This is a genomic window from Cupriavidus sp. 01L45, assembly GCF_056399885.1.
Genome location: NZ_JBFTSG010000021.1, coordinates 52,207 through 76,685, shown reverse-complemented (window position 1 = coordinate 76,685; position 24,479 = coordinate 52,207). Strand labels below are relative to the sequence as shown.

Annotated in this window: 20 protein-coding genes and 1 tRNA gene; 14 read left to right on the top strand and 7 right to left on the bottom strand. The window is 65.4% G+C overall.

Going from position 1 to position 24,479, the window contains the following annotated elements:
- Positions 1-3: 3 nt before the first annotated feature.
- Positions 4-1,344 (top strand): adenylosuccinate synthase, encoded by a 1,341-nt coding sequence (locus AC1DT6_RS16500; RefSeq protein ID WP_035874886.1) that lies wholly within the window; start codon positions 4-6, stop codon positions 1,342-1,344.
- A 143-nt stretch (positions 1,345-1,487) separates the two neighbouring features.
- Positions 1,488-2,051, top strand: a complete 564-nt coding sequence (locus AC1DT6_RS16495) for a phosphoribosyltransferase (protein ID WP_441632058.1) — start codon at positions 1,488-1,490, stop codon at positions 2,049-2,051.
- 87 nt (positions 2,052-2,138) lie between these two features.
- Here AC1DT6_RS16495 and AC1DT6_RS16490 read toward each other — a convergent pair whose 3' ends face one another.
- The 3 genes from AC1DT6_RS16490 to AC1DT6_RS16480 form a co-directional block, all read right to left on the bottom strand.
- Positions 2,139-2,750, bottom strand: coding sequence for an NAD(P)-dependent oxidoreductase (locus tag AC1DT6_RS16490; protein WP_477114786.1), 612 nt, complete (start codon positions 2,748-2,750; stop codon positions 2,139-2,141).
- 131 nt (positions 2,751-2,881) lie between these two features.
- Complete coding sequence (locus tag AC1DT6_RS16485; RefSeq protein ID WP_045239423.1) at positions 2,882-3,316, bottom strand: Rrf2 family transcriptional regulator; 435 nt, start codon at positions 3,314-3,316, stop codon at positions 2,882-2,884.
- A gap of 451 nt (positions 3,317-3,767) precedes the next feature.
- A tRNA-Leu gene (locus AC1DT6_RS16480) sits at positions 3,768-3,854 on the bottom strand.
- 70 nt (positions 3,855-3,924) lie between these two features.
- Between AC1DT6_RS16480 and rnr the strand changes: the two genes are divergently transcribed.
- The 3 genes from rnr to AC1DT6_RS16465 all read left to right on the top strand — a co-directional run bounded on the left by rnr (position 3,925) and on the right by AC1DT6_RS16465 (position 8,096).
- Positions 3,925-6,513, top strand: a complete 2,589-nt coding sequence (gene rnr / locus AC1DT6_RS16475) for a ribonuclease R (RefSeq protein WP_441632062.1) — start codon at positions 3,925-3,927, stop codon at positions 6,511-6,513.
- A gap of 76 nt (positions 6,514-6,589) precedes the next feature.
- A complete protein-coding gene (gene rlmB, locus AC1DT6_RS16470; protein ID WP_035874924.1) occupies positions 6,590-7,333 on the top strand; it encodes a 23S rRNA (guanosine(2251)-2'-O)-methyltransferase RlmB in 744 nt (247 codons plus the stop codon).
- A gap of 4 nt (positions 7,334-7,337) precedes the next feature.
- Positions 7,338-8,096, top strand: a complete 759-nt coding sequence (locus AC1DT6_RS16465) for an SIR2 family NAD-dependent protein deacylase (protein ID WP_477102934.1) — start codon at positions 7,338-7,340, stop codon at positions 8,094-8,096.
- 175 nt (positions 8,097-8,271) lie between these two features.
- Here AC1DT6_RS16465 and tal read toward each other — a convergent pair whose 3' ends face one another.
- On the bottom strand, positions 8,272-9,210 hold the full coding sequence (tal, locus tag AC1DT6_RS16460; RefSeq protein ID WP_441637509.1) for a transaldolase: 939 nt from the start codon (positions 9,208-9,210) through the stop codon (positions 8,272-8,274).
- Between the two features lie 175 nt (positions 9,211-9,385).
- On the opposite strand from tal, the gene rpiA reads away from it, so the two are divergent.
- A complete protein-coding gene (rpiA, locus tag AC1DT6_RS16455) occupies positions 9,386-10,072 on the top strand; it encodes a ribose-5-phosphate isomerase RpiA (protein ID WP_035874903.1) in 687 nt (228 codons plus the stop codon).
- A gap of 107 nt (positions 10,073-10,179) precedes the next feature.
- On the opposite strand, the gene AC1DT6_RS16450 is transcribed toward rpiA, so the two are convergent.
- Complete coding sequence (locus tag AC1DT6_RS16450; protein ID WP_035874906.1) at positions 10,180-10,455, bottom strand: oxidative damage protection protein; 276 nt, start codon at positions 10,453-10,455, stop codon at positions 10,180-10,182.
- A gap of 110 nt (positions 10,456-10,565) precedes the next feature.
- Positions 10,566-12,002 carry an amino-acid N-acetyltransferase gene (gene argA, locus AC1DT6_RS16445; protein WP_045239419.1) on the bottom strand — a complete coding sequence of 479 codons (1,437 nt, stop codon included), beginning with the start codon at positions 12,000-12,002 and terminating at the stop codon, positions 10,566-10,568.
- Positions 12,003-12,025: 23 nt separating this feature from the next.
- Between argA and hrpA the strand changes: the two genes are divergently transcribed.
- The 6 genes from hrpA to AC1DT6_RS16415 all read left to right on the top strand — a co-directional run bounded on the left by hrpA (position 12,026) and on the right by AC1DT6_RS16415 (position 21,254).
- A complete protein-coding gene (gene hrpA, locus AC1DT6_RS16440; protein ID WP_477111423.1) occupies positions 12,026-16,297 on the top strand; it encodes an ATP-dependent RNA helicase HrpA in 4,272 nt (1,423 codons plus the stop codon).
- Positions 16,298-16,492: 195 nt separating this feature from the next.
- A complete protein-coding gene (locus AC1DT6_RS16435) occupies positions 16,493-17,419 on the top strand; it encodes a YVTN family beta-propeller repeat protein (RefSeq protein WP_441632212.1) in 927 nt (308 codons plus the stop codon).
- Between the two features lie 110 nt (positions 17,420-17,529).
- Positions 17,530-18,396 carry a polysaccharide deacetylase family protein gene (locus AC1DT6_RS16430; RefSeq protein WP_441632143.1) on the top strand — a complete coding sequence of 289 codons (867 nt, stop codon included), beginning with the start codon at positions 17,530-17,532 and terminating at the stop codon, positions 18,394-18,396.
- A complete protein-coding gene (locus AC1DT6_RS16425) occupies positions 18,396-19,370 on the top strand; it encodes a sterol desaturase family protein (RefSeq protein ID WP_441632145.1) in 975 nt (324 codons plus the stop codon). Before AC1DT6_RS16430 ends, AC1DT6_RS16425 begins: the two co-directional genes overlap by 1 nt.
- A 162-nt stretch (positions 19,371-19,532) precedes the next feature.
- On the top strand, positions 19,533-20,408 hold the full coding sequence (locus AC1DT6_RS16420) for an EI24 domain-containing protein (RefSeq protein ID WP_477114785.1): 876 nt from the start codon (positions 19,533-19,535) through the stop codon (positions 20,406-20,408).
- 12 nt (positions 20,409-20,420) lie between these two features.
- Positions 20,421-21,254: a competence/damage-inducible protein A gene (locus AC1DT6_RS16415; RefSeq protein WP_441632148.1), complete on the top strand. Its 834-nt coding sequence runs from the start codon at positions 20,421-20,423 to the stop codon at positions 21,252-21,254.
- Positions 21,255-21,332: 78 nt separating this feature from the next.
- Here AC1DT6_RS16415 and AC1DT6_RS16410 read toward each other — a convergent pair whose 3' ends face one another.
- The gene (locus AC1DT6_RS16410) at positions 21,333-21,797 is read right to left on the bottom strand and encodes a rhodanese-like domain-containing protein (protein WP_035867017.1); all 465 of its coding nucleotides are present in this window, start codon (positions 21,795-21,797) and stop codon (positions 21,333-21,335) included.
- 568 nt (positions 21,798-22,365) lie between these two features.
- On the opposite strand from AC1DT6_RS16410, the gene AC1DT6_RS16405 reads away from it, so the two are divergent.
- A complete protein-coding gene (locus AC1DT6_RS16405) occupies positions 22,366-23,781 on the top strand; it encodes a 3-hydroxylaminophenol mutase (protein ID WP_035867014.1) in 1,416 nt (471 codons plus the stop codon).
- 133 nt (positions 23,782-23,914) lie between these two features.
- Complete coding sequence (locus AC1DT6_RS16400) at positions 23,915-24,478, top strand: DUF4124 domain-containing protein (RefSeq protein ID WP_441632150.1); 564 nt, start codon at positions 23,915-23,917, stop codon at positions 24,476-24,478.
- Position 24,479: the final 1 nt, after the last annotated feature.

Sequence of the window (24,479 nt, the reverse complement as noted above, 5' to 3'; positions counted from 1 at the left end):
AACATGTCCGCTTCTGCAGTAAGCCAGGGACGCAATGTCGTCGTGATCGGCACCCAATGGGGTGACGAAGGCAAAGGGAAAATCGTCGATTGGCTTACCGATCATGCAAAGGGCGTGGTGCGGTTCCAGGGCGGCCACAACGCTGGCCATACGCTCATCATCGGCGGCAAGAAGACCATCCTGCGCCTGATCCCTTCGGGCATCATGCGCGCCGGCACGATTTGCTACATCGGCAACGGTGTCGTGCTGTCGCCCGAGGCGCTCTTTCGTGAAATCGAGGAACTGGAAAGCGCCGGCCTGCAGGTGCAGAACCGCCTGCGCATTTCCGAAGCGACCACGCTGATCCTGCCGTATCACGTCGCCATCGACAAAGCCCGCGAGGCGCGCCGTGGCGCCGACAAGATCGGCACCACCGGCCGTGGTATCGGTCCGGCCTATGAGGACAAGGTTGCCCGCCGCGCGCTGCGCGTGCAGGACCTGTTCGATCCGAAGGCGTTCGCCGAGAAGCTGCGCGAGAACCTCGACCTGCATAACTTCATGCTGACCCAGTACCTGGGCGCCGAAGCAGTCGACTTCCAGACGACGCTGGACGAGATGCTGGCCTTCGCGCCGCGCCTGGCGCCGATGGTGGCCGACGTGTCAGCCGAGCTGTATGCGGTCAACGCTGCCGGCGACAACCTGATGTTCGAAGGCGCGCAGGGCACGCTGCTCGACGTCGACCACGGCACCTATCCGTTCGTCACCTCCAGCAATTGCGTGGCCGGTGCGGCCGCCGCTGGCGCCGGCGTTGGCCCGGGCCGCCTGAACTACATCCTGGGCATTACCAAGGCTTACTGCACCCGCGTGGGTTCGGGCCCGTTCCCCAGCGAGCTGTACGACAATGACAACCCCAAGCGTCAGGATCCGATCGGCGTGCGCCTGGCCAACGTCGGCAAGGAATTCGGCTCGGTCACCGGCCGTCCGCGCCGTACCGGCTGGCTCGATGCCGCCGCGCTCAAGCGTTCGGTGCAGATCAACGGGGTGTCGGGCCTGTGCATGACCAAGCTCGACGTGCTTGATGGCCTCGAAACCCTCAAGCTGTGCGTGGGTTACGAACTGGACGGCAAGACTATCGATATCCTGCCGCGTGGTTCGGATGCCGTGGCGCGCTGCGTACCGGTGTACGAGGAATTCCCCGGCTGGAACGAGTCCACCTTCGGCGTGAAGGCCTGGGATGCGCTGCCGGAACAGGCCCGCACCTACCTCAAGCGCATCGAGGAAGTAGTCGGTATCCCGATCGACATGATCTCGACCGGCCCGGACCGCGACGAAACCATCCTGCTGCGCCACCCGTACGTGGCCTGACGTTGTCTGTGCCCGAAAGGGCGCCGCGCGGCTGACGGGCCGCCGGTACAGGACGGCAAATGCACAAGAGCAAATCGGCCCGCGCAAGCGGGCCGAAACTTTATCGGTCGACAGACCTCAAGCCGAAGAGCCAAGAATAAATCATGACCCTGCCATCGAATGACGAAGAGAACCTGTGGGTCTCCTGGGACGAATACCACAGCCTGATCGCACGGCTGGCGCTGAACGTCCACGAGTCGGGCTGGAAGTTCGACAAGATTCTGTGCCTGGCGCGCGGCGGCCTGCGCGTGGGCGACCAGATGTCACGCATTTTCGACGTGCCTCTGGCCATTCTGGCCACCAGCAGCTATCGCGAAGCGGCTGGCACGCAGCAGGGCGATCTCGACATCGCGCAGTACATCACCATGACCCGGGGCGACCTCTCCGGCAAGATCCTGCTGGTCGATGACCTGGTCGATTCCGGCGTCACGCTGGAGCGCGTGGGCCGCCATTTGCAGGAGCGCTATCCTGCCGTGACGGAAGTCCGCTCGTCGGTGCTGTGGTACAAGGCGTGCTCGAAGGTCAAGCCGGATTACCACGTTACCTTCCTGCCGACGAACCCCTGGATCCACCAGCCGTTCGAGGAGTATGACACGCTGCGCCCGCACAATCTTGCGGCCTGGCTCAAGCGCGGCAAGCATGCTGCTGGCAGCGGTAGCCAGGGCTGAAGCTGCGGACGGCCCCAGCCGCATGGCTGAAATGGCCGCGGCGGCAAAGCAGGGCGGCGGGCGGCGATCAGCCGCCTTTTTTTTCGCTTAGTAGGCCACCGTGTAGCGCTGGCGCGAGTGCGCCGGCTTTTCCACTTCGTCGATCATGGCAATGGCGTAGTCCTCCATCGAGATCCAGCTCTTGCCGCTGGCATCGGATAGCAGCGTTTCCTCACCGACCCGATAGGCACCAGTGCGGGTACCCGGCTCGAACAGCGCGGCGGGGGAGAGAAAGGTCCAGTCCAGTGTGGTCTCGGCACGCAAGGCGTTCAGGAAGTCGCGGCCTGCCAGTGCTTCCGCCTTGCAGGCCTCGGGGAACTGCGGCGTATCGACCAGTTGCACGCCGGGGGCCACATAGAGGCTGCCGGCTCCGCCTACTACCAGCAGACGCGGCACGGCCGCTGCCTTGGCCGCGCCAACAATCTGCGCGGCGCTGGTTTGCAGGAAACGCACGGTGCTGATCGCCACGTCATGGCCGGCGAGGGCACTGGCCAGGGCCTCAGTGTCGGCCACGTCGGCATTGCACGTGGCAAGTCCCTGCCGCGTGGGTAGTTTCTCTGCCTGGCGTGCAATGGCGGTGACGGTGTGGCCGCGGCGCAGCGCTTCGTCGATAAGGCGGGTGCCGACGCGGCCGGTAGCGCCAATGATTGCGATCTTCATGCTCAACTCCTTGCGTGGTTGCTTGGTCAGGCTGCTTCACCGAAGGGTGAGGCCAGCATAGTCAAACCCGTGCCTGGCACGAGTTTCATATCGATATGAAACTATTACGGTTACATATCGGGATAAAAAAATCAGCGCACGCGGCGCTCCGCGGCACGCTCCACATCGGCGAGCATGCCGGCAATCGTGATTTCCGCCAGTGCGCCATCCATCGCGGCCTGCGCGCGGTCGGCGGCTCGCTTCAGCGCCCCGGAGATTTCCCGGCCCACCATGCAGGCCGGGTTGGGCACGCTGTGATGCGGGGCGATCAGCGTTGTCGACTCCACCGCGCGGAATACATCCAGCAGGGTGATCGACCCGGCCGCGCGGGCTAGCGAGGCCCCGCCGTTGCTGCCCATCATGGTACTTACCAGGCCGGCTTCCACCAGTTGACCAACCAGGCGGCGGATCAATGCGGGATTGGTGCCCACGCTGCCCGCGATCAGCGACGACGGCAGGGGGTCGGCCGCGCTGGCCAGCAGGGTCAGGATGTGGACAGCGACGGCGAATCGGCTACTGGTGGTCATGGCGGAAGAGGCAATATGAAACCATGATAGTTACAGATTGGATGACTCGTCAAGCGGCGACCGGGTTGCCGGGACGTCCCGGCAAAGCGCGCACTTGCAATAACTGTGTTGTTTGCGCCGGGAAACGTCAAAAAACACGACATTCAGGGGTCTGGATGGCGGAAGAATGCCGGGATCGCCACTGAAACTGATACACTCACCCGCAGCGCAGCAGTCGGCGCCGTCCGGGCCGCGCCCTGGCAGTTCGTGTGAGCGCCAGGCCGTGTGCGAGTGAATCCGCCTTAACAGGCGAGAATGGATTCCAGGCTCCGGAGCGGCCGCTGTTGCGGCTGTTTTTATCAAGTCGCGCAGTCGCGTCAATATCGAATCGGGAGTGCAAAGTTGCAAGATCAGACGCCGGAAAACAAAAAACCCGCAAGGCTCGAAAGCGCTGCGGGTTTTCCGTTTGATCTGGTGCCCAGGAGAGGACTCGAACCTCCACAGTGTTGCCACCGCTAGGACCTGAACCTAGTGCGTCTACCAATTTCGCCACCTGGGCGGGCGTCGAAACAACCGAAGCGCTCATTATAGCGACCGCAAAACGTTTGTCAAATTATTTCTAGAAAAAATTGAATCAGAATAACTATCCGATCCCTAGTCGGGAAGAAATCCTTGGCGTCCTGAGGACGTCCGGGTCGCCACTGTCGGCTGGCGATATCGCCAAGGCGCTCGCCGTCACGCGCAAGGAACACGACGGCTTCCAGAAACGCCTCGCCGCCATGGAGCGCGACGGGCAGATCGAACTCAACCGCAAGGGCCGCTACGAGCTGGCCCACCAGCCCAACTTCGTGGTCGGCCGGGTGCAAGGCCACCGCGACGGCTTCGGCTTCCTGATCCGCGATGATGGCGATGACGACATCTTCCTGCCGGAGCGCGAGCTGCAGAAGGCCATGCACAACGACCGCGCCCAGGTGCGCGTGATCGGCTACGACCGGCGCGGCCGGCCCGAAGGGCAGATCGTCGAGATCCTCGAGCGTGCCAACCGCTACGTGATCGGTCGCCTGTTGAGCGAGGGCGGCGTGCTGGTGGTGGCGCCCGAAGACAAGCGCATCAGCCAGGACATCCTGATCCCGCCCAAGGCCCAGGGCAAGGCGCAAGTCGGCCAGGTGGTCAGCGTGGAGATCATTGATTACCCCGATCGCTACGTCCAGCCGGTGGGCCGCGTGGTCGAAGTGCTGGGCGACTTTGACGATCCCGGCATGGAAATCGAGATCGCCGTGCGCAAGTACGGTGTGCCGCATGCCTTCTCGGACGCCTGCGCCAAGGAAGCCCTGGCGCTGCCCGACGAGGTGCGCGAAGCCGACCTGGAACACCGCATCGACCTGCGCGACGTGCCGCTGGTGACCATCGACGGCGAAGACGCGCGCGACTTCGACGATGCGGTCTACTGCGAGCCCGTCAAGATCGGCCGCGCCAAGGGCTGGCGCCTGGTGGTGGCGATTGCCGATGTGTCGCACTACGTGCGCCCGGGCACGCCGCTGGACGCCGATGCGCTGGACCGCGCCACCTCCGTGTATTTCCCGCGGCGCGTGATCCCGATGCTGCCGGAGAAGATCTCCAACGGGCTGTGCTCGCTTAACCCGCAAGTCGACCGTCTGTGCATGGTGTGCGACGCGGTGATTACCGCGAAGGGTGAGCTCAAGGGCTACCAGTTCTATCCCGCCGTGATGCATTCGGCGGCACGTCTGACCTATAACGAGGTCTGGTCGGTGCTGTCCAATACCAAGGGGCCGGAGGCGCACAAGCGTGCCGACCTGGTGCCGCACCTGCAGAACCTGTATGAGCTGTTCCAGGTCCTGCTGAAGGCGCGGCGCGAGCGTGGTGCGATCGACTTCGACACCACCGAGACGTATATCGTGTGCAATGCGCAGGGCAAGATCGAGCAGATCCTGCCACGTACCCGCAACGATGCCCACCGCCTGATCGAGGAATGCATGCTGACCGCCAACGTGTGCGCAGCCGATTTCCTCGAGCGCTTCAAGCATCCCGCGCTGTACCGGATCCACGCCGGCCCGAGCGAGGAAAAGCTGAAGAACCTGCGCGAGTTCCTGCGCTCGGCCGGCCTCTCGCTGGCTGGCGGCGACAAGCCGCAGGCGGCCGATTACGCCGAAGTGATGGACAAGATCAAGAGCCGTCCCGATGCGCCCATGCTGCAGACCATGCTGCTGCGCTCGATGCAGCAGGCGGTCTATAGCCCCGACAATATCGGCCACTTCGGCCTGGCTTATGAGGCCTACGCCCACTTCACCAGTCCGATCCGCCGCTACCCGGATTTGCTGGTGCACCGCGCGATCAAGGCCGTGCTGGCGCATACCAAGTACGTACCGGCATTTGCGCCGGGTACCGCGCTGAACACCGCGATCGCACCCAAGGCGCGCCGCCTGCAAGCCAAGGATGCCGCGGCCAAGGCAGAGCAGACCGCAGCGCGCGCCAAGCGCAATGAAGCCATCTGGGATGAGCTTGGCCTGCATTGCTCGGCCAATGAACGCCGCGCCGACGAAGCCTCGCGCGATGTGGAAGCCTGGCTCAAGTGTTACTTCATGCGTGACAAGCTCGGCAGCGAGTACTCGGGCACCGTCAGCTCCGTTACCTCGTTCGGCATCTTCGTGCAGCTCGATGAGCTCTATGTGGAAGGCCTGGTCCATGTCACCGAGCTGGGCAGCGATTACTTCCAGTACGACGAGGCGCGCAATGAACTGCGCGGCGAGCGTACCGGCATCCGCTACCGCCTGACCGACCGCGTACGCGTGCAGGTTTCGCGCGTGGATCTCGATGCCCGCAAGATCGATTTCCGCCTGGTGCAGGAGCCGTCGGCCAAGAACCTGCGCGCCCGCGTCCCGACCACCGAGGCCGCGCCCAGGGTGCCTGCCGCGCACGCCGTGCCCGCGCGCAAGAAAGGCCGCCAGCTGGCAGCCCTGCTGGGCGGCAGCTCCAAGCCGGAAGAGTCGTTCGACGAAACGCTGGATCGCGTGATCGAAGAGCAATCGGTGTTCGAGGCCGTCATGACGCCGGTCAAGCCGCATGTGGGGCAGGGCGCCAAGGCCGGCGGCAAACCGGCCAAGCGCGCCGCCAAGCCCAAGCCGCAGCACCTGGGCTCGACCCACAAGGCCGGTGCCAAGCCGGCCGGCAAGAGCAGCCGCGCGTCGCGCAAGCGCTGATGGCGGGTAGTTGCCGGGGCAGCGCCAAGCGGCCCCGGCAACTGGCCAAGCCATGGCGGGAATGTACAATCCCGCCATGGCTAAACAAAAACTCCTGATCGGCTTTCACGCCGTCACCGCGCGCCTGCGCCAGGACGCCGCCGGCGTCACCGATGTCTACGTAGAATCCGCGCGGCGTGACCGCCGCATGCAGGATTTCATCCGCCTTGCCGAAAGCCTTAACGTTCGCCTGCACCCGGTGGACGCCGAGCGCCTGCGCGGCATGGCCGGCACCGACCGTCACCAGGGCGTGGTCGCCCGCGCTGAAGACGTGGCGCTGGCCCTTAATCTCGACGAACTGCTGGACGGCATCGAGGGCACGCCCTTGCTGCTGGTGCTGGACGGCGTTACCGATCCGCACAACCTGGGCGCCTGCCTGCGCGTGGCCGACGGCGCCGGCGCGCATGCGGTGATCGCCCCCAAGGACCGCAGCGTGGGCCTGAATACCACGGTGGCCAAGGTGGCCAGCGGCGCGGCGGAAACCGTCCCCTACATCACTGTCACCAACCTGGCGCGCACCCTGCGCGAACTGCAGGAGCGCGGCATCTGGGTGATCGGCACCGCGGACGGCACGGAGAAGACGATCTACGACGTCGACCTCAAGGGCCCGATGGCTCTGGTTATGGGCGCCGAAGGCGAGGGCATGCGCCGCCTCACCCGCGAAACCTGCGACGAACTGGTCGGCATCCCGATGGCTGGTGGCGTGGAAAGCCTGAACGTCTCGGTAGCCAGTGGCGTGTGCCTCTATGAAGCGGTGCGCCAGCGCCGCCTGCCGCGCTGACGGCATGGCGGCGGACCTTGACGCGCAGGCACTGGAAGCCTCGCGCCGCCTGATCGCCGGGGCCGGCAATGTCATGGTGCTGACCGGAGCCGGCGTTTCCGCCGAGTCCGGCGTGCCCACGTTCCGCGATGCCATGACCGGCCTGTGGTCGCGATTCAATCCCGAGGAACTGGCGCAGGAAGATGCCTACCGGCGCCAGCCTGCGCTGGTGTGGGAGTGGTACCTGCACCGGCGCGAGCTGGTGGCGGCAACGCATCCGAACCCGGCGCATTTCGCCATCGCGGCACTCGCGGCACAAAAGGCTGTCACCCTCGTCACGCAGAACGTGGACGGCCTGCACCAGCGTGCCGGCAGCCCCGATGCGATCGAGTTGCATGGCAACCTGTTCGCCAACAAATGGCTGGACGGCTGCGGCCGTTGCGACCCGGCGACCGCCGCGCCCGGCATGCCGCCGCGTTGTGCCATCTGCGGCGCCATGATGCGTCCCGGCGTGGTGTGGTTTGGCGAGGAACTCCCGCGCGTGGCGCGCTATCGTGCAGAGCACGCGGCCGAGAATTGCGACCTTTGCCTGGTGGTGGGCACCTCGGGCCTGGTCTATCCGGCCGCCGGCATGCCCGGTGCCGCCAAGGATCATGGCGCCCACGTCATCGTGGTCAATCCCGAGCCGTCGGCGCTGGACCAGACCGCTGACACCGTGCTGCGGGGACCGGCCGGGGTAGTCTTGCCCTTGCTGTGGGACGGCGCTCCGGCGGCGCCGGCCTGAACCGCTTCGCCGCCTGATTCTCAAAATGCCGCAACCCATCGATACGGCAGCGAGAGCTGCGGGGGACGTGATCGTGGTGGCCGCCCGCATGCAGGATTTCGCCTTGTATCCAGGCCTGCATATCAACTGGTCAGTGCCGCCCGAGCGCCGACCAGCCGGCGTGGCGCCGCTACCCTCAAGCCGTAATCAACGCCTCCAGCTTCACCGCATCCGCGGCAAACGCGCGAATTCCCTCGGCCAGCTTCTCCGTCGCCATCGCATCCTCGTTGAGCTGCCAGCGGAAGGCGGCTTCATCGCACGCGATGCGGGCGATATTGCCGGCCTGCGCCTGGTCGACCGACAGCTTGCGCTCGACCGTCCCTGCGCTGCCGGCCAGCGTTTCCAGCAGGTCCGGGCTGATCGTCAGCAGATCGCATCCAGCCAGCGCCAGGATCTGCTCCGTGCTGCGGAAACTGGCGCCCATCACTTCGGTGGGGTAGCCGAACTTCTTGTAGTAGTCGTAGATCTGGCGCACCGAGCGCACGCCGGGATCGTTGTCGCCGGCGTTGGCGGCGGCATCCCATTTGTCGCCGGCCTGCTTCTTGTGCCAGTCCAGGATGCGGCCGACAAAGGGCGAGATCAGTTGCGCGCCGGCCTCGGCACAGGCGACGGCCTGCGCCAGCGAGAACAGCAGCGTCATGTTGCAGCGGATGCCTTCGCGCTGCAGTACTTCGGCRGCGCGGATGCCTTCCCAGGTSGAAGCGATCTTGATCAGCACCCGTTCGCGGGCGATACCGCGCTGCTCGTACAGCGAGATCAGGTGGCGCGCCTTGGCCACGGTGGCTTCGGTGTTGAAGGACAGGCGGGCGTCGACTTCCGTCGAGACGCGGCCCGGCACGATGGCCAGGATTTCGCAGCCGAAGGCGATCAGCAGGGCATCCATGACCGCGTCGGTGCCTTCATGGCTGCGCACGGCCTTTTCGAGCAGCGGGCGGTACTCGGTCTTCTGGACGGCTTTGAGAATCAGGGAGGGATTGGTGGTGGCGTCTTGCGGCGTGTACTGCTTCATCACCTGGAAATCGCCGGTGTCCGCCACCACGGTGGTGAACTGCTTGAGCTGATCGAGCTGGTTCATGGTCAGTGAGTTGCTTATAAAGGTTTGGTGATGGCGCGGGACCGAAGCGGCAGGTCCCGGACGCCGCGCTGATGCATGCCTCGGGGCATTGTACCGTCGGTACGCGCCAGCACCTGCGATGCCACGGCAATCCGGTACACTATGCGGTTTCCCCCAAAGCAGACGGGCTGTTGTCATGACACAGGATGAACTCAAGGCGCTGGTGGCGCAAGCCGCGGCCGACTATGTCAAGGAGGTAGTGCCGGCGGGTGCGGTGCTGGGCGTGGGCACGGGCTCCACCGCCAACCTTTTTATCGATGCGGTAGCGGCGTTCAAGGAACGGTTCGCTGGCGCGGTTTCCAGCTCCGAGGCTTCCACTCGCCGCTTGCAACAGCACGGCTTCAAGGTGCTGGACCTGAACGAGGTCGACGAGATCCCGGTATATGTGGACGGCGCCGACGAGATCGACGCGAGCGGCGCCATGATCAAGGGCGGCGGCGGCGCGCTGACGCGCGAAAAGATCGTGGCCTCGGTGGCGCAGCGTTTTGTCTGCATCGCCGATGGCAGCAAGCTGGTGAATGTGATGGGCGCATTCCCGCTGCCGGTGGAAGTGATTCCGATGGCACGTGCCGCGGTGGCGCGCAAGCTTGCCACGTTTGGCGGCCAGCCCCGCCTGCGGATGACCAAGGAGGGCGGCATCTACAAGACCGACAACGGCAATGTGATCCTGGACGTCGCAGGCCTGAAGATCACCGATCCGAAGGCGCTGGAAGCGGCCATCGATCATGTGCCCGGCGTGGTCACAGTGGGACTCTTTGCCTTGCGCGGCGCCGACGTGTTGCTGCTTGGCACGCCCGATGGCGTGGCGCGCAGCGATTATTGACCATTGACCGGCCCCGCCGACGGGCCGCCAGCGCATGAAAAAAGGGTGCCGCGAATGGCACCCTTTTTTCTTCCCACCCGGAGGCGCAAGGCCGCGGGCAGGGGAAATCACGCTTGCGGCGGCGGGACGTAGCCCTGTGCCTGGTCGGCGCCTTCGCCGAAGAAGTACTTCTCCGTCTGCTTGAGCAGGTACTGGCGTGCCCGGGCATCGGCCATATTGAGGCGGTTCTCGTTGATCAACATGGTCTGGTGCTTGAGCCAGCCGGCCCAGGCTTCCTTGGACACGCTTTGCCAGATCTTCTTGCCGAGTTCGCCCGGCAGCGGCGGCAGGTCGAGCCCTTCGGCTTCCTTGTTGAGCTTGACGCATTGAACCATGCGGGCCATGGGAACTCCTTGTTATCGTGTGATGTAGCCGGCGCGGCGAGGGAGCCGGCCGTTGCGGTGCCGCTATTGTAACGAAGCGGAGGCCAGCCTTCAGGCTACCCCCACCGCCATCACAGTTTCTTCATCAGCACCATGGACTTGCGCTGCCAGTTGTACAGCTTGCGCTTGTCTTCCGGCAGGTCGTCCACGTTGGCGTGGACAAAGCCGCGTTTGAGGAACCAGTGTTCCGTGCGCGTGGTGAGCACGAACAGGCGGTCCAGGCCGAGACTGCGCGCGCGGCGCTCGATGCGTTTGAGCAGGCGTTCGCCGTCGCCGGTGCCCTGCGCTTCGGAGGACACCGTCAGGCAGGCCATCTCGGCCATGCCCTCGCGCGGGTAAGGGTAGACCGCCGCGCAGCCGAACAGCACGCCGTCGTGCTCGATGACCGAGAAGTTGGCGATGTCGCGCTCGATCAGGTGACGCCCGCGCGGCACCAGCGTGCCGTCCTGCTCCAGCGGCGCGATCAGCTGCAGGATGCCGCCGACGTCGTCCAGCGTGGCTTCGCGCAGGCTTTCCAGGTCGGTGTCGGAGATCATGGTGCCGACGCCGTCGTGCAGGAACAGTTCCAGCAGCACCGAGCCGTCCAGGTGGAAGGGGATCAGGTGGGCGCGCGGCACTCCGCCCTTGAGCGCCTTGACCAGGTGTTCGAGGTAATAAGCGACGTCGGGCGGCAGGTGGTTGTTCTGCAGCCGCTCGATGGCGGTGCGCAGCGACATTTCCGGCATCAGCTTGCCGACCGCGTCCTGCACGCCGGGCACCTCGGTGATAAAGACCAGCTTGTCAGCCTTCAGCGCGATGGCGGTGGCGCTGGCCACGTCTTCCATCGACAAGTTGAAGGCCTGGCCGGTCGGCGAGAAGCCAAGTGGCGAAAGCAGCACGATCTTGCCGTGCGACAGCGACATGCGCACCGACTCCCCGTCGATCTTGCGCACCAGGCCGGTATGCTGGTAGTCCACGCCGTCGACAATGCCCAGCGGGCGCGCGGTAACGAAATTGCCCGAGATCACCGACAGCTGGGCGCCCGCCATGGGCGTATTGGGCAGGCCCTGGCTGAAGGCGGCCTCGATGTCCAGGCGCAGTTCGCCGGCGGCTTCCTTGGCGCATTCGAGCGCGGCGTTGTCGGTGATGCGCACGCCGTCGGTGAATTGCGACTCGACGTGGCGCAGCGCGAGCTGTTCTTCCACCTGCGGGCGCGAACCGTGTACCAGCACGATCTGCATGCCCATGGCGTGCAACAGCGCCACGTCGTTGACCAGCGCATTGAGGATGTTGGCCTTGACCAGTTCGCCGCCGAAGGCGATCACGAAGGTCTTGCCGCGGAAGGCGTGGATATAGGGCGCGACCGCTCGTAGCCAGTCGACGAACTGCTGGTGGTCGGGGCCGCCGCGCTCGACCGGGTCGGCGCAGACAGCAGGCGCGGGTGGCGCGGAAGGGTCCGTGACGGGCAGGGGCTCGTCCTTTTCGGACGGCGCGGGCGCGTCGGCTAGCGTGTCGGTTCTTGCATTCATGCCGCGGATTATAATCCCGGCCAATGTCAGCACAACGCCCCGCCAAACCTTTGTCGCCGGATCGGAAAACCGATGCCGGCCAGCCGGCGCCCAAGGTCGCCCCGTCTCCCGCCCAGCCCGCTAATCAGCCCGCCGCCAGGCAGGCCCGCGCGCCTGCCGTCGCCGCTGCGCCGGTAGCCGGCGAGCGCCAGGAAGGGCGCCGCGAGCAGCGCCCGTCCGGACGGCAGGAGGGGCGCCATCCACCCCAGCCGGCAGGCGGCTCCCCGGCCCAAGCCGGCGCACCCGCCGAACGCCCGCCAGGACAGCCGCGCCAGGACAGGCCCGCCCGTCCGCGTCCCACGAATGGCACGGCCACGCCGCCACGCCCGCCACGGGAAGGCCGCGAGGCCGGCCCGCGCCGCGCCGCGCCGCCCGGAAGCCAGGAGCGTCCGGAGCGTCAGGACAGGGCAGAGCGCCAGGAACGTGCGCCGGGTGAAGCGCGCCGTCCGGTTCGCCAGGCCAATCCGTTGCCGCCCATCAGCTTCCCCGAGGCGCTGCCGGTATCGGCCCGCCGCGAGGAAATCGCGCAAGCGCTGCTGGCCAACCAGGTGGTGATCGTTTCCGGCGAGACCGGCTCCGGCAAGACTACCCAGTTGCCCAAGATCTGCCTGTCGATCGGGCGCGGCCCGGGCGCGGATGGCGGCGGTGGCCTGATCGGCCATACCCAGCCGCGCCGGATCGCGGCCACCTCCACGGCCAAGCGGATCGCGCAGGAGATCGGCACGCCGCTGGGCGAGCATGTGGGCTACCAGGTGCGCTTCAACGACACCATGTCGCCCGGTGCCTCGGTCAAGCTGATGACCGACGGTATCCTGCTGGCCGAGACGCAGACCGATCCGCTGCTGCGGGCCTACGACACCATCATCATCGACGAGGCGCATGAACGCAGCCTCAATATCGATTTCCTGATCGGCTACCTGAAGGAGATCCTGCCGAAGCGGCCTGACCTGAAGCTGATCATCACGTCCGCGACCATCGACGCCAACCGCTTTGCCGAGCATTTCGCACAAGGTGGCAAGCCCGCGCCGGTGATCGAGGTCAGCGGGCGCCTGTATCCGGTTGAGATCCGCTACCGGCCGATCGAGAAGGACAAGCCCGCGCCGGGCGAGGCTGCGCCCAGATCGGCGCAAACGAAGGATCGCGACCTCTTCGACGGCATCGTCGAGGCCGTGGACGAGCTATGCCGTCTCGGGCCGGGCGACGTGCTGGTATTCCTGCCCGGCGAGCGCGAGATCCGCGAGGCGGCGGAAGCGCTGCGCAAGCACCATCCGCCGCATACCGAGATCCTGCCGCTGTTCGCGCGGCTGTCGGTGCAGGAGCAGGAACGCGTGTTCCGGCCCTCCAATGCCCGCCGCATCGTACTGGCGACCAATGTGGCCGAAACCTCGCTGACGGTGCCAGGCATCCGTTATGTGGTCGATACCGGGATGGCGCGAGTCAAACGCTATTCCTACCGCAACAAGGTCGAGCAGTTGCAGATCGAGGCGATTTCGCAGGCTGCGGCCAACCAGCGGGCCGGGCGTTGCGGCCGGGTGGCCGACGGCGTGTGCATCCGGCTGTACGAGGAGGCCGATTTCATCGGCCGCGCACGCTTTACCGATCCGGAAATCCTGCGCTCCTCGCTGGCCGCGGTCATCCTGCGCATGAAGGCGCTGAAGCTGACCGCGATCGAGACCTTCCCCTTTATCGAGCCGCCGCTGGGCCGCGCCATTGCCGACGGCTACCAGTTGCTTCAGGAACTGGGTGCCGTGGAAAGCGTGGGTGACGACGCCAACGCTTTGACCCAGACCGGGCGCCAGCTGGCGCGCCTGCCGCTCGACCCGCGGGTGGCCCGCATGACCCTGGCCGCGCGCGAGCACCATTGCCTGCGCGAGGTGCTGATCATCGCCAGCGCGCTGTCGGTGCAGGACCCGCGCGACCGCCCGCAGGAGGCGCAGGAAGCGGCCGACCAGGCGCACCGCAAGTTCATGGACGAGAAGTCCGAGTTTCTGGGCTGGGTCAAGCTGTGGAAATGGTTCGAGGAGGCGGTGGCGCACAAGAAGACCAACCGCCAGTTGCAGGACCAGTGCCGCGCCAATTTCCTGTCGCATGTGCGCCTGCGCGAATGGCGCGACGTGCATTCGCAGTTGCTGACCACCGTGACGGAGCAGGGCTGGCGCCTCAACGAAAGCGAGCCCACCTATGAACAAGTGCACAAGGCGCTGCTCACCGGCTTGCTGGGCAATGTGGGCTGCAAGCTGGAAGACGCCGACGGCCGCGGGCGCGAGTACCTGGGCGCGCGCGGCATCAAGTTCCATCTGTGGCCCGGCTCGCTGATCGCGCGCAAGGTAGGCCGCTGGGTCATTGGCGCCGAGCTGATCGAGACCAGCCGGCTGTTCGCTCGCACGCTGGCCAGGATCGAGCCGGAATGGCTGGAACAGGTGGGCCGCCATTTGCTCCGCGTGAGCTGGAGCGATCCGCACTGGGAGAAAAAATCCGGCCAGGTGATGGCGATGGAGCGCGCCACGCTGTACGGGCTGGTGGTCTACCAGCACCGGCGCGTGCACTACGGCCCGATGAACCCGCAGGAAGCACGCGAGCTGTTTATCCGCCGCGGGCTGGTGGAGGGCGAGTTCGACACCAAGCTGCCGTTTTTCGCGCATAACCAGCGGCTGACACGCGAGATCGAGAATCTGGAACACAAGTCGCGCCGCCAGGACGTGCTGGTGGACGATGAACTGATTTTTGCGTTCTACGACCGTCTGATCCCCGCGGAGATCCATCAGCAGGCCACGTTCGAGCAGTGGTACCAGAGCGAAAGCGCGCGCGACCGCAAGCTGCTTTACCTGAACCGCGAAGAGCTGATGCGCCACGAGGCTGCCGGCATCACCACGGACCTGTTCCCCAAGGTCATGCCGGTGGCCGGCGTCGATATGTCGCTGACCTATCATTTCGAACCTGGCAGCCATCGCGACGGCGTGACGCTGACCGTGCCGCTGTATGCGCTCAACCAGGTGCGCCCGGAGCGGGCCGACTGGCTGGTGCCGGGCATGGTCAAGGAGAAGGTCCACCTGCTGCTCAAGTCGCTGCCGCAGAAGCTGCGGCGCCATTGCGTGCCGCTGCCGGATTACGCGGCGGGCTTTGTCGATCGCAATCCCTTTGGCGAAGGCGAACTGCTCGACGTGCTGATCGCCGACATCCGCGAGCAGACCGGCACCATGGTCAAGCGCGCGGACTTCAAGCTGGAAACCCTGCCCGCTCACCACGCGATGAATTTCAAGGTGGTGGACGAGCACGGCAGGCAGCTGGACATGGGCCGTAACCTGGCGCAGCTGCGCGCCGAGTTCGGCGGGCAGGCGCAGCAGTCGTTCCAGAACATCGCGGCGCGCGATGTGCCGGCGGCCGAGGCCGGGCAGTACGAAAACCTGACCAGCTGGTCGTTCGGCGAACTGCCTGAGCTGCTGGAGATCCGCAAGGGCAACCAGACGCTGTATGGCTACCCGGCGCTGGTTGACCACACCACCTATTGCGAAGTGGCGGTGTTCGACGATCCGCAGGAGGCGGTGCGCATCCACCACGCCGGGCTGCGCCGCCTGTTCGCGCTGCAATTGCGCGAGCAGGTGAAGTTCCTGGAGAAGAACATCCCCGGCCTGCAGCAGATGGCGATGCAGTACATGACGCTGGGCACGCAGGAAATGCTGCGCGACCAGATCGTGATGCTGGCGCTGGAGCGGGCCTGCCTGCAGGCGCCGCTGCCGCGCAACGAGGCCGAGTTCGCCGCGCGTAAGGAGGAAGGGCGCTCGCGCCTGAACCTGCTCGCGCAGGAAATCGCCCGGCTGGTTGGGGCGGTGCTGGCCGAATACGCGACGCTGCCGCGCAAGCTGATCCAGGCCAAGCCGTTTGCCGCTGCGCATGCCGATATGCAGGCGCAGCTGACGCGGCTGATGGGCAAGAACTTCGTGGCCGATACGCCTTACCAGCAGCTGGTGCATTTCCCGCGCTACCTGAAGGGCATCGCCATGCGCATCGACAAGATCAAGGGCGATCCGGCGCGCGATACGCAGCGCCTGCAGGAAATCACGCCGCTGTTGCAGCAATGGCAGCGCGCCGAGACGCAATTGCGGCAGCAGGGCAGGGGTGTGGAAGACGCCCGGCTGGACGAGTTCCGCTGGATGCTGGAAGAGCTGCGGATCGCGCTCTTCGCGCAGGAATTGCGCACGCCGGTGCCGATGTCGGTGAAGCGGCTGCAAAAGGTGTGGGAGGCCATGCAGCGCTGAAGACCGGGCGCGTCGCCCCGCCCGGGCACTGGTCCGGGCGGAGATTGTGACCAAATGTTAGTTTGTTGCGCTAGGTMATCGGATCACAGTCCGAAAACGTTAGAATGATCGATTAAGTCATTGTTTAACGGTCTTATGCTCGCATTGCGTCGTGTAGTTTCCGGGTTTGCCGCCATCGGCACCCTGGCCCTGGGGATGGTAGCGGCGCCGGCGTTGGCGGAAGTCGTGGTGGTGCTCAATTCGGGTGATGCCACGGTCACGCTGATTGACAAGGACACCCAGAAGGTGCTGGAGACGTTCCCGATCGGGAAGGAGCCGCACCACCTGATCGCCACCCCTGACGACAAGTCGCTGATTGTCGCCAATGCGGTGGGCAACGACCTGGTCTTCCTTGATCCGGTTACCGGCAAGGTCCAGCAGCGCGTTGCCAATATCGACGATCCCTACCAGATCGGCTTCTCGCCCGACCAGAAATGGTTCCTGGCTACCGGCAACCGGCTGGATCGGGTTGATATCTACCGTTGGGACGGCAAGGCGCTGAAGATCGCCAAGCAGTTGCCGCTGGCCAAGACCCCCAGCCATATCGCCTTCACCGACGATAGCCGCATCGCCTTTGTCACGTTGCAGGACTCCAACGAGGTGGTCGCCATCGACCTGCCCACGCAGACCGTGATGTGGCGCATGGATGCCGGTTCCGCACCCGCGGGCGTATGGGTCACGCCGGACCAGAAATACCTGTTGGTAGGCATGACCGGCGCCGACTACGTGGCCGTGATCGACTGGCGTACCCGCACCATGGTCAAGCAGATCCAGACCGGCAAGGGCGCGCACAACTTCCGCGCGGTGGGCGACAAGCGCCATCTGTTCCTGTCCAACCGGGTTTCCGGCACCATCAGCATCATCGACCAGCAGACCCTGACCAAGGTCGGCGACATCACCGGCCTGCCGGCCGGCCCCGACGACATGGAGCTGACGGCCGACGGCAAGACCCTGTGGGTGAGTTTCCGCTGGGCGCGCTCGGTGGGCCTGATCGACGTGGCCAGTCGCAAGCTGGTCAAGACCATCCGCGTGGGCCGTTCGCCCCACGGTATTTATTTCCGTACCCGCGCACCGCTTTATTGAGGGATGGCGGGTAGCCGCGCCACGGGCGGGAACGCCGCGGCCGGCACGGTATCGAAACTAGTATGGCCGCTGCCACTCCAACGCAGTCACAGGAAATCAGGACAGGCATCATGAGCAAGATTTCGCAGCCCTGGCTGCCCGGCGCCCTGGTCCGCGCGGTGGCTGCGGGGCTTGCCGCCACCGGGCTGGCGCTGGCCGCCTCGCCGGCCGGCTCGGCCGAAGCCGGGCAGACCGCGCCACCGGCCTGCCGCGCCGGCACGCTCTACCTGACCTTCGACACCGGCAGCATGAGCCAGGCGGCGCTGATTGCCGACACGCTGCGCCGCCACCATATCAAGGCCACCTTCTTCCTCGCCAACGAGCCTACGATCAACAAGGACAGCTCGCTCGATCCGGGCTGGGCCGCATACTGGAAGACCCTGGCGGCCGATGGCCATGTCTTTGGCAGCCATACCTTCGATCACGTCTACCTGCGCGGCGTGCGCGACGGCAAGGTGAAGATGCGCCCGCAGTTCGGCGCGCATGCGGGGCAGGATGTGGTCATGGACCAGCAGAGCTTCTGCAGCGAACTCAACCGCAGCGCGCAGGCGCTGCGCAGCCTTGCCGGGACCGCCATGTCGCCGCTGTGGCGCGCGCCGGGCGGCCATACCGCACCGCAGACCCTGCAATGGGCCGAGCAGTGCGGTTTCAAGCATGTGGGCTGGGCGCCGGCGGGCTTCCTCGGGGACGAGCTATCTTCCGAGCGTTTTTCCAACCAGGCATTACTGGCGCGCGCGCTGCGCGACCTGCGCGATGGCGACATCGCCATGGCCCATCTTGGCATCTGGTCGCGCAAGGATCCGTGGGCGCCCGGCGTGCTGGAGCCGCTGATCAGCGGCCTGGAGCAGAAGGGCTTCTGCTTTGCGACGCTGCGCGACCATCCGGCCTATCGTGACTGGATACGCGGCCAGGCCGCCACCATGGCCGGGAGACGCTGATGCTCGATGCGCTCAATGCCTGGGTAGGCCAGATCGAGGCCACGCTGTTCCAGGATGTGATCCTGCCCGTGGTCTACCAACTCGGCTTCGGCGGTTATGCCGAGGACGCCTTCACCGGCACCGAATGGCTGCTTGTGGGGCTGGTGCAGATCGCAGTGATGGTGCTGATTCTCGGGCCGCTGGAAAAGCTGCGCCCGGTCGAGGCCGTCACGGATCGCGCAGCGATCCGCACGGATATCCTCTATACCGTGGTGCATCGCCTTGGCCTGTTCCGGCTCGCCATGTTCTTCCTGCTCGGGCCGCTGATGGACGGGTTGGAAGGACATCTGCGGCTGCTTGGCTGGCAGCGCGTGAATGTGGAAGACTGGTGGCCGGCGGTGACCTCGATCCCGCTGGTCAGCTTCTTCATTTACCTGCTGCTGTTCGACCTGCTCGACTACTGGTACCACCGGCTCTCGCATACCTACCGGTGGTGGTGGAGCCTGCATGCCGTGCATCACAGCCAGCGCCAGATGACGCTGTGGAGCGACAACCGCAACCACCTGCTCGACGACATGCTGCGCGACGTGGTGTTCGCCGTGGCCGCGCTGGCGGTGGGCGTCGAGCCATCGCAGTACGTACTGCTGGTGGCGCTGTCGCAACTGCTGCAAAGTTTGCAGCATGCCAACCTGCGCCTGCACTTTGGCCCCCTGGGCGAGCGGTTGCTGGTCTCGCCGCGCTTTCACCGCATGCATCATGCGGTGGGTCTCGGGCACGAGGCAATCGGCCGGCCCACCCGGCTGGGCGGATGCAACTACGGCGTGATCTTCCCCTGGTGGGACATGCTGTTTCGCACCGCCGTATTCACCGACGCCTATTACCCCACCGGCATCCGCGACCAGATGCCGCCGCCGGCAGGCAAGGGACGCAACTACGGCACCGGTTTGCTGTCCCAGCAGTGGTACGGCATCAAGCGCCTGCTGCGGCGCGGCTGACGCGCCTGGCCGCCTGAGCGGCGGCCAGGTGGCGCCATCCCCCCCGCCTGCCGTATCGGCGGCGCCGGGCTGTCAAGCAGCGGCCGCGCACGCGTCCCCCGCGACACTTATGACGTGTGCTAGTCTATTTGTCCCCGCCTTTGTGGAAACCCAATTCACTGCATGAACGATATTTTCCGCGCGCTTGGCCGTGCCCTGATCAGCCAGTTGCATCCGCGCATGCTGATGCTCACCGTCATTCCTTTCCTGCTCGCCACCGGGCTGTGGGGTGGCCTGCTGCTGTGGGGATGGGAGCCGATCATGACGGCCGCGCGCGGCGTGCTGGAAGCCTCGGTGCTGACCAGCTGGATCTACGGCGCGCTCGACTGGTTCGGCCTGCAGTCCCTGCGCACGGTGGTGGCGCCGCTGTTCGTGATCGCGCTGATGATCCCGCTGGTGATCGCCTCCATGCTGGTGTTTATCAGCCTGTTCTCGGTGCCGGCGGCGGTGCGGCACCTGGAGCGCAGCTATCCGGACCTCGTCAAGTCCAGGGGCGGCAGCATGTTGGGCAGCGTGTTCCACGCACTGGGCAGCACCATGGTGTTCCTGCTGCTGACGCTGGTGACGTTGCCTCTGTGGCTGATTCCGCCGTTCTTCGCGCTGATTCCGCCGTTGCTGTGGGGCTGGCTGACCTACCGCGTGATGACCTACGATGCGCTGGCCCAGCATGCCACCGCGGAGGAGCGCAAGACGCTGATGAAGCGCCACCGCGGGGCCTTGCTCACCATTGGCGTGGCAGTGGGCCTGCTGGGCTCGGCGCCGACGCTGATCTGGGTGTTTTCGGCGGCGCTGATTTTTCTCTTTCCGTTCGTACTGGCCGCCACGCTTTGGCTCTACGTGCTGATTTTTATCTTCTCGGCGCTGTGGTTCGGCCATTTCTGCCTGCGCGCGCTGGAGCAGTTGCGTGTCGAACGCGCGGCCGCGGCCGCAGCGGCCGCGCCGGTAGTGGACGTTATCGATCTCGCGCCGTCGGATGTGCGGCGCCTTGAACAATCCTGAAGCGAGGGCATCATGGGTTTCGGCCTGATCGTCATTGGTGACGAGATTTTGTCGGGGCGGCGTGAAGACAAGCATATGCGCCGTGCCATCGAACTGCTGGCGGCGCGCGGGCTGGCGCTGGACTGGGCGGAGTACGTGGGCGACGAACGCGCACGCATTACCGCGACGCTGCGCCGTACCTTCGCCGGCGACGATGTGGTGTTCTGCACCGGCGGCATTGGCGCGACCCCGGACGATCACACCAGGCAGTGCGCGGCGGCTGCGCTGGGGGTGCCGCTTGAGTTGCATCCCGAGGCGCGGGAACTGATCGCGCAGCGCATTGCCGAGACGGCGGCTGGCGATGCGGTCAAGGCCGACCTGAACCTGCCGGAAAACCAGCATCGCTTCAAGATGGGCGAATTCCCCGCCGGGGCGCGCATCATCCCGAACAGCTACAACCGCATCCCCGGATTCTCGGTGGCCGACCATCACTTCATGCCGGGCTTCCCGGTGATGGCGTGGCCGATGATGGAATGGGTGCTGGACCACTACTATCCGCACCTGTTCCATCTGGCGGTGCAGGTGGAGCGCTCCTTCCTGGTGTTCGAGGCGCCGGAGTCCACGCTGACGCCGCTGATGGAGCGGGTCGAGGCCGCGTTCGACGGCATCCGCGTGTTCAGCCTGCCGTCGGTGGGAGATGCCAAGCGCGGCGAACTTTATGCGCGCCGCCATATTGACCTGGGCGTCAAGGGCCCGGCCGATCAGGTCGAGCCGGCCTATGCCATGCTGCGCGAAGGTGTGCGGGCGATGGGCTTCGAACTGGTGGAAGTGGCAGCGCGGAGGCCAGGCGATCCGGCGGGGGACTGAACCGCCAAGCGCCGGGGAAATGAAAAACGGGACAGCCAGGCTGTCCCGTTTTGCTTGGGGCGCGGGCGTGCCGCCGCTTCAGGCGCCATGCCAGGGAAGGCCCCGGAAGCACCAGCCTTCCACCGTCTTGCGGTGATGGTGTTCATCGCGGCTGCCTTCGAAACCTTCCAGCACATCCATCGCGTACTGGTAGCCAGCCTCCGTGGCGACGCGGGCGGCATGCTTGGAGCGCGCCGCGCTGCGGCACAGGAACAGCACGGGCACGTCGGCGGGCACGCGGGCCTTCAGCTGGGCGATGAACGCAGCATTCTGCGCGCCGCCCGGATAGCTGCTCCATTCCACATGCGCCGCCTGGGCTTCCGGCAGGTCCGGCGCGCCGATCCAGTCCAGTTCGGCCTGCGTGCGCACATCCACCATCACGGCAGTGGGGTCGCCCTGCAGCAAGGCGAAGGCTTCCTGCGGGGAGAGGGCGCCGAAGTAGGGCAGTTGGTTTTGCTGCTGGCGCTGCCGCGCCGCTTGGAGGAGTTCGTCTCGGGTGGTCATCTGGGTGACAAAATCGATGGGTGGAATGGCGTCAAGGGGAGCCCGGCAAGTATTCTAGCGCGCCGGGAGTGCGTGCCGGTGCGTTTGGCGGGGAACRGTATAGACTTCCGCCGGGACAACGGGAATACCGGCGGCATGGCGTCCGCACCGGGTACTTCTGCACCGCAAGCAGGCAAGACTGCCCCGCTCGCGCCAAAATGAACTAATCTGGTGCGTGAGCACGGAAACGGTGCAAATTGGCGTGCAAATGCACCATTAAGGTGTTTTTGTTTGCGGCGGTCGCGGAGCCTTGCCGCAGCGGGCGCGACCGACGAGGCAGCAGAATTGTGGTGTATGTCATATGCTGCACCCGGAACGCGCCGCAGGCCCTGAATCGCGCCGCGCAGCTGCACTTTTTTCGGGAACGCAGGGGTGACAAGGGGGTTGCCTTGGCACGCTTTCTGCTAACATTCCTCGTCCCTTTCGTGGCCGATCTTTATCCTGCCCCCAACGCCTTCCAGGCGTAGCGCTGTAGAGATCGACGCAAGAATGGCTTTATAGACTTCAGCCGAATTTCCAGGAGATAGGCATGGCCCACAGCGTTGCAGATGTGATGAAGCTTGTGAAGGAAAACGACGTCAAGTTCGTCGATTTCCGTTTCACCGATACCAAAGGCAAAGAGCAACACGTGTCGGTACCCGTGTCGCACTTCGACGAAGACAAGTTTGAAAGCGGCCACGCTTTCGACGGCTCGTCGATCGCCGGCTGGAAGGGTATCGAGGCTTCGGACATGCTGCTGATGCCGGATCCGAACACCGCCAACGTCGATCCGTTTTACGAAGAACCCACCCTGATCCTGACCTGCGACGTGGTTGAACCGTCGGACGGCAAGGGTTATGACCGCGAYCCGCGTTCCATCGCCAAGCGCGCCGAGGCTTACCTGAAGAGCACGGGCCTGGGCGACACCGCCTTCTTCGGTCCGGAACCCGAATTCTTCATCTTCGACGGCGTGACCTGGAACATCGACATGCAGGGCTGTTCCGTCAAGATCCAGTCGGAAGAAGCACCGTGGTCGTCGGGCAAGGAATTCGAGCACGGCAACAGCGGTCACCGTCCGGGCAAGAAGGGCGGCTACTTCCCGGTCGCCCCGATCGACACGTTCCAGGATATCCGTTCGGAAATGTGCCTGATCCTGGAATCGCTGGGCATCCCCGTGGAAGTCCACCACCACGAAGTTGCCGGCCAGGGCCAGAACGAAATCGGCACCAAGTTCAGCACGCTGGTGCAGCGCGCCGACTGGACCCAGCTGCAAAAGTATGTGATCCAGAACGTCGCCCACACCTACGGCAAGACCGCCACCTTCATGCCGAAGCCGGTCGTTGGCGACAACGGCTCGGGCATGCACGTGCACCAGTCCGTATGGAAGGACGGCCAGAACCTGTTCGCGGGCAACGGCTACGCCGGCCTGTCGGAATTCGCCCTGTACTACATCGGCGGCATCATCAAGCACGCTCGCGCGCTGAACGCCCTGACCAATCCGGGCACGAATTCGTACAAGCGTCTGGTGCCGGGCTTCGAGGCACCGGTCAAGCTGGCGTACTCGGCTCGCAACCGTTCGGCTTCGATCCGCATTCCGTACGTTGCCAATCCGAAGGGCCGCCGTATCGAGACCCGCTTCCCGGATCCGCTGATGAACCCGTACCTGGGCTTCTCGGCACTGCTGATGGCCGGCCTGGATGGCGTGCAGAACAAGATCCACCCGGGCGAAGCTGCCGACAAGAACCTGTACGACCTGCCGCCGGAAGAGGATGCAAAGATCCCGACCGTGTGCTCCAGCCTMGACCAGGCCCTGGAATACCTCGACAATGACCGCGAGTTCCTGACGCGCGGCGGCGTCTTCTCCAACTCCATGATCGATGCCTACATCGAACTGAAGATGGAAGAAGTGACCCGCTTCCGCATGACGACTCACCCGATCGAGTTCGACATGTACTACTCGCTGTAAGGCGAGGCGTTGCCAGGTTGTGACCGGGCAACAGTTGCACCAGGAAGGGGCGGCTTCGGCTGTCCCTTTTTGTTTTGTTCGCTGGTTTGATCGCTAGAATGGGGCTCCTTTCCCACCATCCCTGCTGATGTCAATGGACGCGCTCGAATTCCCGCCCCCCTCGCTCCACCCGGTGCACCGCTTCGGTGCCCGCATGCACGCATCGGCAGCCGTTTGCGCCATGCTGGCGCTGGCCCTGCTGTGCTGGAGCCGCCCGGCCCCGGCCCAGTCGGAAATCTATGTCTGCACCGGCCCCAACGGGGTGCCGGAATACCGGAACGGCAACGGCGGCAAGGGCTGCAAGCGGCTCAGCCTGCCCGAGGTGATGACCGTGCCGGGCGGGCGCGTGAATGCCCCTGCGGCGGGCAAGGGCGCCGGCCCTGCCGTGGCGCCCGCGGCGTTTCCGCGAGTCGACAGCGCGACCCAGAAAAGCCGCGATGGCGAGCGCCGCGCCGTACTCGACCAGGAGCTGCAAAGCGAAGAGGCCAAGCTGGCCGCGCTGCGCGCCGAGTACAACAACGGCCAGCCCGAGCGCCAGGGCAATGAACGCAACTACCAGAGGTATCTCGACCGCACCGCCGCGCTACGCGACGACATTGCGCGCGGTGAGGCCAATGCCGCTTCACTGCGGCGCGAACTCTCCAACTTGAAGGACTAGT

Coding starts and splice junctions, on each gene's coding strand:
- AC1DT6_RS16500 (WP_035874886.1), top strand. CDS start 4: ATGTCCGCTTCTGCAGTAAGCCAGGGACGCAATGTCGTCGTGATCGGC.
- AC1DT6_RS16495 (WP_441632058.1), top strand. CDS start 1,488: ATGACCCTGCCATCGAATGACGAAGAGAACCTGTGGGTCTCCTGGGAC.
- AC1DT6_RS16490 (WP_477114786.1), bottom strand. CDS start 2,750: ATGAAGATCGCAATCATTGGCGCTACCGGCCGCGTCGGCACCCGCCTT.
- AC1DT6_RS16485 (WP_045239423.1), bottom strand. CDS start 3,316: ATGACCACCAGTAGCCGATTCGCCGTCGCTGTCCACATCCTGACCCTG.
- rlmB (WP_035874924.1), top strand. CDS start 6,590: ATGGCTAAACAAAAACTCCTGATCGGCTTTCACGCCGTCACCGCGCGC.
- AC1DT6_RS16465 (WP_477102934.1), top strand. CDS start 7,338: ATGGCGGCGGACCTTGACGCGCAGGCACTGGAAGCCTCGCGCCGCCTG.
- rpiA (WP_035874903.1), top strand. CDS start 9,386: ATGACACAGGATGAACTCAAGGCGCTGGTGGCGCAAGCCGCGGCCGAC.
- AC1DT6_RS16450 (WP_035874906.1), bottom strand. CDS start 10,455: ATGGCCCGCATGGTTCAATGCGTCAAGCTCAACAAGGAAGCCGAAGGG.
- argA (WP_045239419.1), bottom strand. CDS start 12,002: ATGAATGCAAGAACCGACACGCTAGCCGACGCGCCCGCGCCGTCCGAA.
- hrpA (WP_477111423.1), top strand. CDS start 12,026: ATGTCAGCACAACGCCCCGCCAAACCTTTGTCGCCGGATCGGAAAACC.
- AC1DT6_RS16435 (WP_441632212.1), top strand. CDS start 16,493: ATGGTAGCGGCGCCGGCGTTGGCGGAAGTCGTGGTGGTGCTCAATTCG.
- AC1DT6_RS16430 (WP_441632143.1), top strand. CDS start 17,530: ATGAGCAAGATTTCGCAGCCCTGGCTGCCCGGCGCCCTGGTCCGCGCG.
- AC1DT6_RS16425 (WP_441632145.1), top strand. CDS start 18,396: ATGCTCGATGCGCTCAATGCCTGGGTAGGCCAGATCGAGGCCACGCTG.
- AC1DT6_RS16420 (WP_477114785.1), top strand. CDS start 19,533: ATGAACGATATTTTCCGCGCGCTTGGCCGTGCCCTGATCAGCCAGTTG.
- AC1DT6_RS16415 (WP_441632148.1), top strand. CDS start 20,421: ATGGGTTTCGGCCTGATCGTCATTGGTGACGAGATTTTGTCGGGGCGG.
- AC1DT6_RS16410 (WP_035867017.1), bottom strand. CDS start 21,797: ATGACCACCCGAGACGAACTCCTCCAAGCGGCGCGGCAGCGCCAGCAG.
- AC1DT6_RS16400 (WP_441632150.1), top strand. CDS start 23,915: ATGGACGCGCTCGAATTCCCGCCCCCCTCGCTCCACCCGGTGCACCGC.